We start from the raw sequence: 14,701 nt of genomic DNA, 5'->3' as shown, positions 1-14,701 counted from the left end.
TCACCAGAACTCGAGCGCGCTGCGCAGCTCGGCATGCGTTTTGGCATGCTCGTGCAGCGGCGTGCCGGCCATGGCCGCCTCCCAGGCCTGGCGAAAGGCGCTGACGCCGGCGGCAATGCCGCCCGGGTGGCCGAAGATGCCACCGCCGGCGGCATGGATCAGGTCCGCGCTGCCGAGCGCGGCATAGGTGCCGGGCGCCTGCAGGCCGGTCTGGCCCGAACTGAAGACCGGCATGGCCGGCATCGACTGATGGGCGAACAGCGGCTTGAGCACCGCGCGCGCGGCGGCAATCACACTCGCGTCGGGCTCGCTGAACTTGTTGGACAAGCCGTTGACATGCAGGTGGTCGGCACCGGCCAGGCGCCAGATCTGGTGCCACGGCGCAAAGTCCCAGCCCAGGGCCGGGCTGCGCGAAAGATAACCCCAGCCGCAGCGGTGCGCGTGGATGGGCAGGCTGGCATGGCGACGCAGCTCGAGCAGGCCGACGAGACCGATGGAATTGAGGCTGGCCATCACGCAGGTGCCGCCCAGCGACTGCACGAGGTCATGGCGCCGCCGCATCTGGTCCAGGTCGCCGGTCAGGTTAAAGGCCACCATCACCTTGCGCCCGTCGCGCTGGGCCGCGTCGTTGACCACCTGCATCACGGCGCGCACGCGCTCGTCGAACGGGCAATGCGGCCCGTCGGCCTGCAGCTCGTCGTCCTTGATGAAGTCGATGCCGCCGGCTATCAGCTGGCGCACCTGCTCGGCCGTCTGCGCGGGGTCCAGACCGACGCTGGGCTTGATGATGGTGCCGATCAGCGGGCCCTTCGCCACGCCGGACAGGCGCCGCGTGCCGTCGATGCCGAAGGCCGGGCCGGGGTAGGCATCGGCGAAGGACGCTGGCAGTTTCAGGTCCAGCACACGCAGGCCCGACACCTGGCGCAACTCGAACAAATTGCCGGCGATGGTCGACATCAGGTTGGGCAACGACGGGCCGAGGTTCTCGATCGGCCACGACAGCTCCAGCGTGCAGCGGGTGTAGACCTTGGCCGGCGTGGCAACCGGCAGGCTGGGCTGGCCAACCTGCTCCAGCACCTCCAGCCGCTCGACGCGTGCGCCGGAGCGCGCCTTCAGGGCCGGTGTCTCGTTGGGCAACGTGATGAAAGTGCCGCTGGACTGCTCGCCGGCAATCACCTCGGCGGCGCGCCGCGGGTCATCGCCGGTTTCCAGCCAGTAGGTCGCGTGAATGCGTTCGCTCATGGGTAATCCTTCAATTCGGCAGCGCCTGCACGATGGCGTCACCGAGCTCGCGGGTCGTGGCGCGGCCGCCGAGGTCGGGCGTGCGCGGTGTGCTCGCCGTGCCCAGCACTTTTTCTATCGTTCTGACAATCATTTGGCCGGCCTCGATCTCGCCCAGGTGTTCCAGCATCATCGCGGCCGACCAGATCTGGCCGAGCGGGTTGGCGATGCCGCGGCCGGCGATGTCGGGCGCCGAACCGTGCACCGGCTCGAACAGCGAGGGGTAGGTGCGCTCGGGGTTGATGTTGCCCGAGGGTGCGATGCCTATGGTGCCGGTGACACCGGGGCCGAGGTCGGACAGGATGTCGCCGAACAGGTTGCTGGCGACCACCACGCCGAAGCGTTCGGGCGTCATCACAAAACGCGCGGTCAGGATGTCGATGTGGTCCTGGTCGGCACGCACGTCGGGGTACTCGGCGCGGATCGCGGCAAAACGCTCGTCCCAGAACGGCATCGAATAAAACAGGCCGTTCGACTTGGTGGCCGAGGTCACGTGCAGCTTGCCGCTGCGGCGTGCCAGCTCGAAGGCATAACGCATGATGCGGTCGGTCGCGCGGCGCGTGAAAACCGACTGCTGCACCACGATCTCGTGCTCGGTGCCGGCGTTCTGCCGGCCACCGATCTGCGAGTACTCGCCTTCGCTGTTTTCGCGCACGACCCAGAAATCGATCGGCTGCTCGCGGTCGCGCACCGCCGGTGTCATGCCGGGCATCAGGCGCACCGGGCGCAGGTTCACGTACTGCTCGAAGGCGCGGCGGATCGGGATCAACAGGCCCCAGGCCGAGACATGGTCCGGCACGCCGGGAAAGCCGACGGCGCCGAGGTACAGCGCGTCGTGGTCGCGCAGGCGCGCCAGGCCATCGTCCGGCATCATGCGGCCGGTGGCCTTGTAGGTCTCGCAGCTCCAGTCGAAGTGTTGCTGCTCGATTCCAAAGCCGAAGCGCGCCGCCACGGCCTCGAGCACCCGCAGGCCCTCGGGCACGACCTCGCGGCCTATGCCGTCGCCGGGAATCACGCCGATGCGGTAGGTCTTCATCTTGAACGGCTTCAGATGCAGCGGCCGCCGTCGACTTCGAGCGCCACACCGGTGATGAAGTCGGCTTCGTCGCTGGCCAGAAAGGCGGTCGCCTTGGCGATGTCGATCGGCTTGCTCAGGCGGCCCAGCGGAATCGTCGCGATGATCTTGCGGCGCACCTCCTCGCTGTCCGCGCCGGGCAGGAAGTCGGCCAGCAGGCCGGTCTCGCCCATCACCGGGTTGATGGCGTTGACGCGGATCTTGTCCGGCGCCAGCTCGACCGCCATGGCCTTGGTCAGCGTGATGGCCGCGCCCTTGGTGCCGGCATACCAGCTCAGGCCCGGGCGCGGGCGCAGGCCGGCGGTGGAGGCGATGTTGATGATGACGCCGCCGCCCTGTTGGCGAAACAGCGGCACCGCGTGGCGCGCGCCGAGGTAGATGCTTTTGACGTTGGTCGCATAGACGCGGTCGAAGGTCTTCTCGTCGGTCTCCAGCATGGGCTGGTTCTTGTGCGTGGTGCCGGCGTTGTTAACGAGGATGTCCAGGCGGCCGAAGCGCTTGACCGCGGCGGCCACCATGTCGGCGACCGACGCGTCCTGCGTCACGTCCACATGCACCGCAATCGCCTGGCCGCCGCCCGCCTCGATGGCAGCGGCGACCTGCTGCGCCGCCTCGGCGCGCAGGTCGGCCACGACCACCTTGGCACCGAGTTCGGCGAAATGTTTCGCAATGCCTTCACCAAAGCCGCCGCCGGCGCCGGTGATGATGGCGACGCGGTCCTGAAGTTTTTTCATGTCTCTGTCTCTCTCTCTGTCCTGAAGGGTTAACTTAAAAGGCTCAGCCGTGCTTGATGGCAATGGTCTTGATGGTCGTGAAACCACGCAGGCCCTCGAAGGCCTTCTCGCGGCCATAGCCCGAATGTTTCATGCCACCAAAGGGCAGCTCAATGCCGCCACCGGCGCCGTAGTTGTTGATGAAGACCTGGCCGGCCTCGATGCGGTGCGCGACGCGCAGCTGACGCGCGCCGTCACGCGTCCACACCGCAGCCGTCAGGCCAAAGGGCGTGCCATTGGCGATGTCGACGGCTTCGTCCTCGCCGTCAAACGTCATGGCCGCCAGCACCGGGCCGAAGACCTCCGACTGCGCAATCGTGTGCGCGGCCGGAACGTCATCGAGCAGCATGGGCGGAAAGAAGAAGCCGCCTGAAGGCGCACCAGGCGCCAGGCGGGCGCGCGCCGCCACCCGCACCCCGTCGCCACGCGCCGCCTCAACCATGGTGTGCACGCGCTCCAGCTGCTTGCGGTTGATCAGCGGGCCGCAGTCCAGGCCCTGCTGGCCGGGGCCGGTGGACAGCGCCTCGAAACGCTCCTTGAGCAGCGCCATGACCTGCGCATGAATGGCGCGGTCTATCAGCACCCGGCTGCCGGCGGCGCAGGTCTGGCCGGCATTCTGCACGATGGCATTCACCACCACGGGCAGCGCCTGCTCCAGGTCGGCGTCGGCGAACAGGATCTGCGGCGACTTGCCGCCCAGCTCCAGCGTCACCGGCACATGGTTGACGGCGGCCGCCTGCGCAACGGCAGTGCCGGTCTGCGGCGAGCCGGTGAAGGAAATATGGTTGATGCCGGTGTGGCAGGCGAGCGCCGCGCCGGCTTCGATGCCCAGGCCGCAGACGATGTTCAGCGCGCCGGCGGGCAGGCCGGCCTCCAGGGCCAGCGCGGCGATGCGCAGCGGTGTCAGGCAGGCATCTTCGGCCGGTTTCACGACGCAGGCATTGCCCGCGGCCAGCGCGCCGCCGACCGAGCGGCCGAAAATTTGCGCCGGGTAGTTCCACGGAATGATGTGGCCGGTGACGCCATGCGGCACGCGCACGGCCATCACCGTCGTGCCTTGCGCATAGGGAATCATTTCGCCGTGCAGCTTGTCGGCCGCGCCGCCGTAATACTCGAAGTAGCGCGCACAGGCCGTGATGTCGGCCTGTGCCTGCTGGATCGGCTTGCCGGTGTCGCGGCACTCCAGCGCCGACAGCGCGGCGTGGTGCTGCAAAATCAGCGCCGACAGCCGCAGCATGATGCGGCCGCGTTCGGTGGCCGTGGTGCGGCCCCAGGCGCCGTGGAAGGCGGCCCGTGCGGCCGCCACGGCGGCGTCGATGTCGCGCGCGTCGCTGCGCGGCAAGCTGGTGAAGACCTCGCCGTCGGACGGGTCGAGCACATCGATGGTTCGCCCCGATGCGGCGGCGCAGCGCTCGCCGTTGATCAGGTTGTGCTGGGGTTCAATCGGGTTCATTTCTTTCCTTGGAGGTCAGGTGGATTTGAAGAAGGCGGTTTACTTGAAGCCCAGCGCATGCGGCAGCCAGGTGCTCAGTGCCGGGATGAAAGTGATGACGACCAGGATGGCGGCGTGAGCGACGAGAAAGGGTTTGAGCTCGCGCACCAGCGCAGCCAGCGGCACCCGCGAGACGTTGGAGGTCACGAACAGCAGTCCGCCCACCGGCGGCGTGATCATGCCCAGCGTCAGGTTGTAGATCACGATCATGGCGAAGTGCACCGGGTCCACGCCCAGCTTGAGCGCCACCGGCGCGAGGATGGGCACCAGCACCATGACGCCGGGCAGCGGCTCGATGAAGATGCCAAACAGCAGCAGGAAAACGTTGACCACGATCAGGAAAACGGTGGGCGTGAAGTGCTGCGCGATCATCCACTCGGCCAGCGTCTGCGGCAGCCCTTCGATCGTCAGCACCCAGGCGAAGGCCGCCGACAGGCCGATGATGATCAGCACCGAGGCCGTCAACAACGCCGAGCGCTCCAGGATATTGGGCAGCGCCTTCCACTCCAGCGTGCGGTACACCCACTTGCCGCAGACCAGCGCATAAAACACCGCGACGACAGACGCCTCGGTCGGCGTGAACCAGCCGGCACGCATGCCGCCCAGGATCAACACCGGCAGCAGCAGCGCCGGCAGCGCCTTCACGCTGGTGCCGACGATTTCGCGCCAGCCCGGATGCTCGCCGTCGCCGCGGTAGTTGCGCTTGGTTGACACGCGCCAGTTGACGACGCACATGCCCACCGCGATCAGCAGGCCCGGCAGCAGCCCGGCCGCAAACAGCGCGCCCACCGACACACTTTCGTCCTGCAGCGCGTAGATGATCATGATGATGGACGGCGGGATGATGGGGCCGACGATGGCGGTGGCCGCCGTCAGCGCCGCGGCATAGGCGCGGTCGTAGCCGGCCTTGTCCATCATCTTGATCATCATCGAGCCGGGGCCGGCGGCATCCGCCAGCGCCGAGCCGGAGATGCCGGAAAAGAATGTCAGCCCGACCACGTTGGTGTAGCCGAGGCCACCGCGCTTGTGGCCGACGAACTGGCTGGCAAAGCGCAGCAGCACTTCGGTGAGCGAGCCGCCGCTCATGAGTTCGGCCGCGAGAATAAAAAACGGCACCGCCATCAGCGGGAAGCTGTCGATGCCGGTGAATGTTTCCTTGAGCAGCACAAACAGCGGGTAGTCGCCGCCCAGCAGCAGCGCGGTCAGGGTCGACAAGCCCAGCGCGAAGGCCACCGGCACCCCGACCGCCAGGTAGGCGCAGGCACTGAGCAGCAGGATGAGACTTGGGTTCATAGGGCCCCCACGCTTTTCACTTCGTGTAATGCGCTGCCCCCCGAGGGGGCGCTGCGCCTGCGGCCCGGCAAAGCCGGTTCCCCGGCCCCTGCTGGAATGGTCCTGGCTCTCACGCTCGTTACCTCGTGCGTTGGGGTGCCCCCCGTGGGGATGCACGCTTGCTCGAAGCGGTTCTGCGCGGCGCTCATAGCGAGGCACTCGCGTTGGCGTCGAAATGCGCGTCGGAGGCAAAGACACGCTCGCGCATATAGCCGCGCACGACCAGCAGCCAGTGCGCGATCAGCAGCACCCCGCCAATCGGCATGGCCGCGTATACCCAGGCAAAGGAAATCTGGGTGGCCGCCGTGGTCTGGAACTGGGCGCGCTGCAGGTAGAGCCAGCCGTACCAGACCATGAAGGCAAAGAAGCCGAGCAACAGCAGTGCGATCAGGCAGCGCAGCGCCACGGCCAGGCCGCGCGGCAGGCTGTCCTGCAGGTTGTCTACCGCGATGTGGCCGCCATAACGCAGCACCGGCCCGGCGCCCAGAAAGGTCAACCAGATCATCAGGTGGCGCGCGACCTCTTCGGCCCACTCGATGGATTCGTTGGTGAGGTAGCGCAGCCCCACGTTGGCGAAGATGATCAGCGCCATCACCGCCAGCAGCACAATCAGCACCCAGCGGTTGCCCGCCAGCAGCCAGCGTTCAAAGGTGTCCATGCCCTGCTCCTGGCGGATGCGCACTTACTTGACGGCCTGGATTGCGGCGATCTTGTCGGCGCCGAATTCCTTCGCGAACTGCGGATAGGCCGTGGCGACCGCCTTGCGGAAGCTTTCGCCGTCGACCTTCTCGATCACCTGCATGCCGTCCTTGCGCAGCTGCGCAATGCCCATGTGCTCGTCGTCATTGACCTTCTTGCGCTGGGTGCTGGCCGCCTTTTGCGCGGCCTCGACGAAGAGCTTCTTGTCGGCGTCCGACAGCTTGGCCCAGACCTTGGTCGAGAGGAGCAACACCGCCGGCGAGTAGACATGGGACGTCAGCGACAGGTGCTTCTGCACCTGGGAAAACTTCGACGACAGAATCACCGGAATCGGATTCTCCTGGCCGTCGACCGTGCCCTGCTGCAGGGCGCCGAAGAGTTCAGGAAAGGCCATCGGTGTCGGCAAGAGGCCAAAGGTCTTGTAGCCCTCCATGTGCACCTTGTTCTCCATGGTGCGCACCTTGAGGCCGCGGGCGTCGTCGGCGGTGTTGATGGCCCGCTTGTTGTTGGTCATGTGGCGAAAGCCGTTTTCCGTCCAGGCCAGGCCGATCAGTCCCTTGTCCGGCATCTTCTTCAGCAGGTCCTGGCCGATCGCGCCGTCCATGACCTTGCGCGCATGGTCGTAGTCGCGGAACAGGAAGGGGATGTCGACGACCTTGACCTCGGGCACGAAATTGCCGAGCGGACCGGTGGAAGTGTTGACCATATCCTGGGTGCCGAGCTGCACCGATTCGATCATCTCGCGCTCGCCGCCGAGTGCCGAGGATGGGAAGTGCTGGCACTTGTAGCGGCCTTGCGTGCCCTTCTCCACCTCGTCGCAGAACGTTGTCGCGCCCACGCCGTAATGCGAGTCCTTGGGCGGCGTGTAGCCTATCTTCAGAATGGTCTGGGCGCCGGCCGTGCCGGCGAGGGCCATCAGGAGGGCGGAGGCGGCGAGTACCGCGCGGGGAAGGAGGGAAGAGCGGGAACGTGAGGTCATGTTTGTCTCCATGAGAGGTTTGCAATGGGAAACCGAAGGGGTGCAGCCGCGCCGCTTCTGCGGCGGCGTCGGCCGGGCGGGGAACGCAAGAACTCAGGTGATACGGCGGATGCTGTCCGCGATCTCGTCGTGGTCGAAGACTTTTTTCCAGTCGTCGCGCATCAGGCGCGGCTTGCCGAAGGCAATCGCCTTGTTGCAGGCATCGGAAAACTGGCCCGGTATCTCCTTGAAGATCACCGCGCCCAGAATGGTCATGTGGCCGAGCAGGAAGTCGCGGGCAGCGTCCTTGGGCACGCCACGCGCCACCACCTCGTCCATCGCTTCGCGCATGACGTCGAGCAGCGTGGCGCAGACGGTTTCAGACAGGCCGGGCTCCAGCAAAGCCATCTGCTCGACCGTGAGGCGGTAGGAGCGCAGGATGGGCTGGTAGATCACCTTGGCCACCGCCTCGCCGAGCGCGAAGTCCGCGTCCGTGCCCTGCATCAGCGCGCTGACGATGGACTGCTTGGCATGCGCGCCGCCGAAAAAGTCGCGCCGCGCTTCGCTCGTGCTTTCGTCGTTGAAGATGGGCGGGTGGCAGGGATGGGCGACGAAATAAACCAGGTCCGGCCGGTCCGGCAGGTGGCCGGCAAAGGGCGCGGCGGCGTCCAGCGTGATCACCATGGTGCCGGGCTGCAGTTTGGGCGAGATCTCGGCGGCGACCTTGCCGATCAGGGTATCGGGGACGGCCAGGATCACCACCTGGGCGCCATCCAGTGCCGCATCGACCGACACACACTCAAGACCCAGCTCGTCCTTCAGGCGCTGCCGGCCAACGGTGCCAACCTCGACATGACGCACCCGGTAGTCCGAGCCCTGCAGGTTCCTGGCCAGCCGAACCCCCATTTTCCCGCCCGCGCCGAACAGCGCGATTGTTGTCTTCATTACCAAGCTCCAGTCTGTTAGTGAGTGGGAGCACCCCTTCCCACCCCCTTTCGGGTGGAGAGCGCCAAGGAGGTGTGATGGTATGATGAGTACATCAGCACATCAACATGGGACTAACCCTAGGTCGTTAGAAAAAGGGTCTGGACAGGGTTGCACGCTGCATTGCGCAGGAAGGGCGAGCGCAGGCACGCCGCGCCGGTGTGGCGCGGCCGTTGGATTGGCCATGCAATTGATTAATAGCTGCTCATGCCCGTCGTTTACGGGCCAGAGGCATTTTTGGCTTGCAAAAATCCCCTGCAGGAGTCAGCTTCAGGCGCTGTTATGCGTGATCCACTGAGAACCCGAAAATTGGAGCCAGGACAGGACTGAAGTCAGCGCCCACACACAGCCCGCATGAATATGGCTCTGGCATGTGCGCGAACCCATGAGTGCTACGGTGCCGGGCGGCGGTGAGCCGCGCCGCCCCACAGACGTCAGTGTGTGGGGCGCGGTGGAGCTCAAACGTTCATGATCGACACGGCCCGCGTGTTCAGGTAGGCCTCCAGAGCTTCCGGCCCGCCTTCGGAGCCGTAGCCGGAATCCTTGACGCCGCCAAAGGGCATCTCGGGCCAGGGCGCGGCAGGCTGGTTGATCCACAGCATGCCGACCTCCACGTGCTGCGACAGCGCGTGTGCATTCTTCAGCGAGCGCGTGAACGCGTAGCCCGCCAGACCAAAGGGCAGCCGGTTGGCTTCGGCGATGGCTTCGTCCAGCGTGTTGAAGCTGCGGATGGCCGCCATGGGGCCGAAGGGCTCGTCGTTGAACACCTTGGCGTCCAACGGCACGTCGGTCAGTACCGTGGGCGCCCAGAAATTGCCCAGGTCACCGATGCGCTCGCCACCCGCGGCCACCGTGGCGCCGCGCTGTACCGCATCCTGCGTGAACTCGGCCATGGCCGTCAGCCGGCGCGGGTTGGCCAGCGGCCCCATCTGGATGCCTTCGTCCAGGCCGTCGCCGACCTTGAGGCCTTGCGCATGCTTGACCAGTGCCGCCGCAAAGTCGTTGCGTATGCTTTCATGCACCAGAAAGCGCGTGGGCGAAATGCACACCTGCCCGGCGTTGCGGAACTTGGCGCCGCCGGCGGCCTTGACCGCCAGCTCGACATCGGCGTCTTCGGCCACGATCACCGGCGCGTGGCCGCCCAGCTCCATCGTCACGCGTTTCATGTGCTGGCCCGCCAGGGCCGCGAGCTGCTTGCCTACCGGGGTGGAACCGGTGAAGGTGATTTTGCGGATCACCGGGTGCGGGATCAGGTAACCCGAGATTTCGGCCGGGTTGCCGTACACCAGGCCGATCACGCCGGCCGGAATGCCCGCGTCGGCAAAGGCCTGGATCAGCGCGGCCGGTCCGGCCGGCGTTTCCTCCGGCGCCTTGACGATGATGGAGCAACCCGTGGCCAATGCGGCCGACAGCTTGCGCACGGCCTGGTTGATCGGGAAGTTCCAGGGGGTGAAGGCGGCCACCGGCCCGACGGGGTCCTTCAGCACCAGCTGGCGCGTGGCCAGGTTGCGCGACGGCACGACGCGGCCATAGACGCGAAAGCCTTCCTCGGCAAACCACTCGATGATGTCGGCTGCGGCCATGGCCTCGACCTTGGCCTCGGCCAGGGGCTTGCCCTGCTCCTGCGTCAAAACCGCCGCGATCTCGCCGGCGCGCTCGCGCATCAGGCCCGCCGCCCGGCGCATGATCTTGCTGCGCTCGAACGCCGGGACCTTGCGCCAGGTTTCAAACCCCTGCTGCGCGGCCGCCAGGGCACGGTCCAGGTCGACTTTGGCCGCATGGGCCACGCGGCCGATTTCCTTTCCGGTGGCCGGGTTGAAGACGGCCAGACTGCGGCCGTCGGCGGCATCCAGCCACTGGCCGGCGATGAACAATTGGGTATTGGGGTAGGTCATGTGATTCGGGTCCTGAGCAAGGTATCTGGGGACAGTCATTGTCTGGCAATTCGATGCAGCGTGCTTGGCGTGCTCAGCGCGCCCCGCGCAGCACGGGCCACAGCAGAGCCCACTCCAGATGCCAGATATACGACTGCAGGCGCTTCCCCAACAGCCAAAATATCGATCAGTTTCTTGAACTTGTGGGGGTGTCCATATAGGACCTGTTAGCCCGTGTAGCACGCATAGTTGATCGCCGCGACCTTCCCATCTTTCACCTCCAAGAATAGCTCTGTTGGCCCTAGTTGGCTGATATTCCATACGCCATCGGCAACGCGTGTCTTTCCAACGCGTGCGAAGAAATTTGAGGCCGGGTCACCAACTCGTAATGGTCCAGTCACTTGCCACTGTGGCGCATCAACTCGAACACTACTCAATAGGAAAGGTCGCCCGTCCGTAAACGTGATGACTGTGACGACCAAGCCATTGAAATTCAGTTGCCGTCCAATCGCCTTGTACCCTTCCCATTCTTCTGTTCCGAGTACTTTCTCTGACAAGAGCGGGGCGAACTTTCGCAACTTTGAATATTCCCTGGGAATCGCGGCAGCATACGGCCCCTTGTTGCAGTCAAATTCCTCCACAAAGATCTTCTGCCCCGGGCGTTCCGCGGGCGCGCATGCGCCGATCAGCCACAACGGCAACAGCAATGCAACGCAAGATCGCATCGGGCTAACGCCGAAGCCAAGAGGCGCCGAAGGCGTCCGACTTGGGCGACCAGTTATCTTTCATGCGACCTTTTTTGCTTACGCGCTTCGACCGAACGATTGTGTTTCTGTATTGCATTCATATGACTCCAGTCGACAACTCGAACTACCAAAAGGCCTAGCAGCCTTACCGCAAATAGGTAGCCCACGACCACGAGCAGCGACTGCCAGCCGCCCAATGCGGCCCGCACCGAGTCCTGCCAAACCACCAAGGGGATCATCCCGGCGATGTAGATCACACCCTCAAGATATCTCTTCATCTGCATGCGCGCACAACTGAAAGATAACGTTGGAGCTGCCGGGCACGCAACACGAGCGCCGTAGGCGCAGCCCTGCGTTGCGTGTCCCTGCCGAGCGACCAGTTATGCATCATCGGCATTCGCAGGCAAGACATGCTGGCAATACTTCCACTCGTTCACAGGTTGGTCGTCGAGATAGGCGTCCGGCTTAGGCAAGAACCCCGCGAAGCATTCATGCAGCCCTAGCTCCTTCGCGCTAGCTTCAGCATACTCACCGCCGCCAGAGCTCCACAAATACAGCACGGTACCGGCTGCATGCATTGCCTTGACGCGCGCTACGACTCCGGGCATTGGGATTCGCTTCGCCCCAACAGAGCGAACCAACGTGTCATCGACATCTACAAATACGACGCGCTTTTTCATGAGGCATAACGCAATGTATACCGCAAGGTGCTGCGGTATAACGTGGCAACTTGAACTAAAAAAACTGGTATCTACGCGTGTCTCACTTGAATAGTTTGCTCCATTAAAAATAGCGACAAACCCGGCAACTTTTAAGAAATCGCTCGATCTACATTTGCAGCGATTCTCGACCAAACTTTGTGGTTGGAACAGCCTCCATTTGACGGAGGGTGCCGAAAATGCGCGGTCGCTGCCTTGCGATGGTTCGCTGGTGCAAGTTGGCGGTCCACGTTGGGCCCACCGTGAACATTCACCACGGCGGCCAGGTGTGGCTCCACCGCCCGGCGCGGTTTATTTATCGCCGCGCAGCCGCTCGATCAGTCCATTGAGCTCGTCCATCGAGGCAAACTGGATCGCCACCTCGCCCATCTCCTCGTGCCGGCCGTTGCGCTTGACCTGCTTTTTGACGCGGACTTCGACCTCGGCCATCAGCAGGTCGGCCAGTTCTTCTTCGACGCGGCGGGTGTCGCGGGATTTTTCCTTGGCGGCCTTTTGCGGCCTCAGGGAGAACTCGGCGCTGAGTTTCTTGACCAGGTTTTCCGTCTCGCGCACCGACATTTTTTTGGCGGAGATCTGGTTGGCCGCCGTGATCTGCGTGGCGCGGTCCAGGGCCAACAGGGCCCGGGCGTGGCCCATGTCCAGGTCGCCGGCCATCAGCATGGTCTGCACCGGGTCGGCCAGGTTCAGCAGGCGCAGCAGGTTGGAGGCGGCGCTGCGCGAGCGACCCACGGCCTGCGCCGCCAGCTCGTGAGTGAGCCCAAACTCCTTCACCAGGCGTTGCAGGCCTTGGGCCTCTTCGAGCGGATTGAGGTCTTCACGCTGGATGTTTTCAATCAAGGCCATGGCCGCGGCGGACTCGTCGGGCACGTCGCGCACCAGCACCGGCACGCTGTCGAGTCCGGCGATTTTGGCGGCACGGAAGCGCCGCTCGCCGGCAATGATTTCGTACTTGCCGTCGTGCGCACCGCTGTTCAGACGCCGCACCAGGATGGGCTGCATGATGCCCTGCGCCTTGATGGACTCGGCCAGCTCGTACAGCGCGCCCTCGTCCATGCGGGTGCGCGGCTGGTACTGGCCGGGCACCATGTCGGCCAGGCGCAGCGTTGCCGGCAGGCCGGGACTGGTGGCGCTGCTGTTGGCGTTGTCCACGTCCCGTGATTCGCTGACCTTGGGGCCCAACAGGGCTTCCAGTCCGCGGCCCAGGCCTTTTGGTTTTTTGGTGACCATGTCTGTCATTTCTTTCTTGAATACAAATCGAAGGGAGTCGCTTGCCGTGACGTCGTGAAGCACTCGGGCATCACAAGCGCATCAGGCGCTGCAACTCGGTATAGGCTTGCGGCCAGTCGCCCAGGCCGCTCTCGGCATTGAGGTGGCCACGCGCGCCGGCATCCATCAGCTCGGCACCCCACGCAGCCGCAAACCGGCGGGCACGCTCCGGGGCGCAGAACGGGTCGTCGCTGCTGGTGAACAGCACGGTTTTAAAGGGCAGCGTCTGCAGCGGAATCGGCGACCAGCTCGGCAGCATCTCGCGCACACCGTCCTGCTCGACATCGGGCGGCGCCACCAGCAGCGCCGCTTTCACGCGGTGCGTGTTGCGCGAGTGCGCGGCCCATGCCGCCACATGGATACAGCCCAGGCTGTGCGCCACCAGCACGGCAGCTTCGTCACACGACAGCAGCACGTCCTCCAGCCGCGCGATCCAGTCGCCCCGCAGCGGACGCTCCCAGTCGTGCTGCTCCACGCGCGTGAAGCCGTGCGCCCGCTCCCAGCGGCTCTGCCAATGTTCGGGGCCACTGTTCTGCCAGCCGGGAAGGATCAGGACATTACGGGAGTTCATGCGCTCAACGACTCAGTTTGACTCAATGTGACTCAATGTGACTCGGTTTGCTATGTTTTTGATAGCTACAGGTGAAGTACGCAGGATGGACACGGATGCTTTTATCAAGAGGCCGCCTCACATGCCCTTGATGCGCAGCACCATTTCCTCGGCAAACGTGACGAAGGCCTGCGCGCCTCGGGAGGATGGGTCGAACACCACACCGGGCAGGCCGTAGCTGGGCGCTTCGGCCAGGCGCACGTTGCGCGGGATCACGGTGTTGAACACCTTCTCGGCAAAGTGTTCCTTGAGCTGCTCGCTGACCTGCTGCTGCAGCGTGATGCGCGGGTCGAACATCACGCGCAGCAGGCCAATGATCTGCAGGTCCTTGTTGAGGTTGGCATGCACCTGCTTGATGGTGTTGACCAGGTCGGTCAGGCCTTCGAGCGCAAAGTACTCGCACTGCATCGGCACGATCACGCCATGCGCGCAGCACAGGCCGTTGAGGGTCAGCATGCTCAGCGACGGCGGGCAGTCGATCAGCACGAAATCGTAGTCTTTGTCCACGGCGTTCAGGGCCAGCTTGAGGCGCCGTTCGCGGCGCTCCACCTCCACCAGCTCGACCTCGGCACCGGCCAGCTCGCGGTTGGCGCCCAGCACGTCGTAGCCGCATTTCTCGCTGTGCACGCGTGCCTCCATCACGGAAGCCGACTCCAGCAGCACATCGTAGACGGTGAGTTCGAGCTTGCGCTTGTCCACCCCCGAACCCATGGTGGCATTGCCCTGCGGATCCAGGTCAACCATCAGCACACGCTGGCCAACCTTGGCCAAGCCCGCCGCCAGATTCACCGTGGTGGTGGTCTTGCCCACCCCACCCTTTTGGTTGGCAACGCAGAATATTTTGGCCATCAGTAAGCCCCCACGCTTTTCACTGCGTGTAAGGCGCTGCCCC

The 14,701-nt window shown here is 64.8% G+C and carries 14 protein-coding genes; all 14 read right to left on the bottom strand.

Annotated elements, in window-relative coordinates:
* Positions 1–1,242, bottom strand: a complete 1,242-nt coding sequence (locus AC1DUB_RS14660) for a ribulose-bisphosphate carboxylase large subunit family protein (RefSeq protein ID WP_477730110.1) — start codon at positions 1,240–1,242, stop codon at positions 1–3.
* 10 nt (positions 1,243–1,252) lie between these two features.
* A complete protein-coding gene (locus AC1DUB_RS14655; protein ID WP_477730109.1) occupies positions 1,253–2,317 on the bottom strand; it encodes a tartrate dehydrogenase in 1,065 nt (354 codons plus the stop codon).
* 11 nt (positions 2,318–2,328) lie between these two features.
* Positions 2,329–3,090: an SDR family oxidoreductase gene (locus AC1DUB_RS14650; RefSeq protein WP_477719331.1), complete on the bottom strand. Its 762-nt coding sequence runs from the start codon at positions 3,088–3,090 to the stop codon at positions 2,329–2,331.
* A gap of 43 nt (positions 3,091–3,133) precedes the next feature.
* Positions 3,134–4,573: an aldehyde dehydrogenase family protein gene (locus AC1DUB_RS14645; RefSeq protein ID WP_477730186.1), complete on the bottom strand. Its 1,440-nt coding sequence runs from the start codon at positions 4,571–4,573 to the stop codon at positions 3,134–3,136.
* A gap of 48 nt (positions 4,574–4,621) precedes the next feature.
* On the bottom strand, positions 4,622–5,914 hold the full coding sequence (locus AC1DUB_RS14640; RefSeq protein WP_477730108.1) for a TRAP transporter large permease: 1,293 nt from the start codon (positions 5,912–5,914) through the stop codon (positions 4,622–4,624).
* A 184-nt stretch (positions 5,915–6,098) separates the two neighbouring features.
* A complete protein-coding gene (locus AC1DUB_RS14635; RefSeq protein WP_477730107.1) occupies positions 6,099–6,611 on the bottom strand; it encodes a TRAP transporter small permease in 513 nt (170 codons plus the stop codon).
* 24 nt (positions 6,612–6,635) lie between these two features.
* A complete protein-coding gene (locus tag AC1DUB_RS14630; RefSeq protein WP_477730106.1) occupies positions 6,636–7,631 on the bottom strand; it encodes a TRAP transporter substrate-binding protein in 996 nt (331 codons plus the stop codon).
* Positions 7,632–7,724: 93 nt separating this feature from the next.
* Positions 7,725–8,555 (bottom strand): phosphogluconate dehydrogenase C-terminal domain-containing protein, encoded by an 831-nt coding sequence (locus AC1DUB_RS14625; protein ID WP_477730105.1) that lies wholly within the window; start codon positions 8,553–8,555, stop codon positions 7,725–7,727.
* 497 nt (positions 8,556–9,052) lie between these two features.
* A complete protein-coding gene (locus AC1DUB_RS14620; protein WP_477730104.1) occupies positions 9,053–10,489 on the bottom strand; it encodes an NAD-dependent succinate-semialdehyde dehydrogenase in 1,437 nt (478 codons plus the stop codon).
* Between the two features lie 206 nt (positions 10,490–10,695).
* Positions 10,696–11,109, bottom strand: coding sequence for a hypothetical protein (locus AC1DUB_RS14615; protein WP_477730103.1), 414 nt, complete (start codon positions 11,107–11,109; stop codon positions 10,696–10,698).
* A gap of 485 nt (positions 11,110–11,594) precedes the next feature.
* The gene (locus AC1DUB_RS14610) at positions 11,595–12,068 is read right to left on the bottom strand and encodes a DUF705 domain-containing protein (protein WP_477730102.1); all 474 of its coding nucleotides are present in this window, start codon (positions 12,066–12,068) and stop codon (positions 11,595–11,597) included.
* Positions 12,069–12,224: 156 nt separating this feature from the next.
* Entirely contained in the window at positions 12,225–13,160 is a 936-nt protein-coding gene (locus tag AC1DUB_RS14605; RefSeq protein WP_477730101.1) for a ParB/RepB/Spo0J family partition protein, read from the bottom strand.
* 70 nt (positions 13,161–13,230) lie between these two features.
* Positions 13,231–13,770, bottom strand: a complete 540-nt coding sequence (locus AC1DUB_RS14600) for an RBBP9/YdeN family alpha/beta hydrolase (RefSeq protein ID WP_477730100.1) — start codon at positions 13,768–13,770, stop codon at positions 13,231–13,233.
* Between the two features lie 117 nt (positions 13,771–13,887).
* Positions 13,888–14,658: a ParA family protein gene (locus tag AC1DUB_RS14595; protein ID WP_477730099.1), complete on the bottom strand. Its 771-nt coding sequence runs from the start codon at positions 14,656–14,658 to the stop codon at positions 13,888–13,890.
* Positions 14,659–14,701: the final 43 nt, after the last annotated feature.

The sequence above is a fragment of the Polaromonas sp. P4_F9 genome, from assembly GCF_056401235.1.
This window is presented reverse-complemented; position numbering and strand designations above follow the sequence as displayed.

What these genes read in the sequence shown, in the direction of transcription:
- AC1DUB_RS14635 (WP_477730107.1), bottom strand. Translation starts at nt 6,611, where the DNA reads ATGGACACCTTTGAACGCTGGCTGCTGGCGGGCAACCGCTGGGTGCTG.
- AC1DUB_RS14605 (WP_477730101.1), bottom strand. Translation starts at nt 13,160, where the DNA reads ATGGTCACCAAAAAACCAAAAGGCCTGGGCCGCGGACTGGAAGCCCTG.
- AC1DUB_RS14660 (WP_477730110.1), bottom strand. Translation starts at nt 1,242, where the DNA reads ATGAGCGAACGCATTCACGCGACCTACTGGCTGGAAACCGGCGATGAC.
- AC1DUB_RS14640 (WP_477730108.1), bottom strand. Translation starts at nt 5,914, where the DNA reads ATGAACCCAAGTCTCATCCTGCTGCTCAGTGCCTGCGCCTACCTGGCG.
- AC1DUB_RS14650 (WP_477719331.1), bottom strand. Translation starts at nt 3,090, where the DNA reads ATGAAAAAACTTCAGGACCGCGTCGCCATCATCACCGGCGCCGGCGGC.
- AC1DUB_RS14620 (WP_477730104.1), bottom strand. Translation starts at nt 10,489, where the DNA reads ATGACCTACCCCAATACCCAATTGTTCATCGCCGGCCAGTGGCTGGAT.
- AC1DUB_RS14600 (WP_477730100.1), bottom strand. Translation starts at nt 13,770, where the DNA reads ATGAACTCCCGTAATGTCCTGATCCTTCCCGGCTGGCAGAACAGTGGC.
- AC1DUB_RS14630 (WP_477730106.1), bottom strand. Translation starts at nt 7,631, where the DNA reads ATGACCTCACGTTCCCGCTCTTCCCTCCTTCCCCGCGCGGTACTCGCC.
- AC1DUB_RS14655 (WP_477730109.1), bottom strand. Translation starts at nt 2,317, where the DNA reads ATGAAGACCTACCGCATCGGCGTGATTCCCGGCGACGGCATAGGCCGC.
- AC1DUB_RS14595 (WP_477730099.1), bottom strand. Translation starts at nt 14,658, where the DNA reads ATGGCCAAAATATTCTGCGTTGCCAACCAAAAGGGTGGGGTGGGCAAG.
- AC1DUB_RS14625 (WP_477730105.1), bottom strand. Translation starts at nt 8,555, where the DNA reads ATGAAGACAACAATCGCGCTGTTCGGCGCGGGCGGGAAAATGGGGGTT.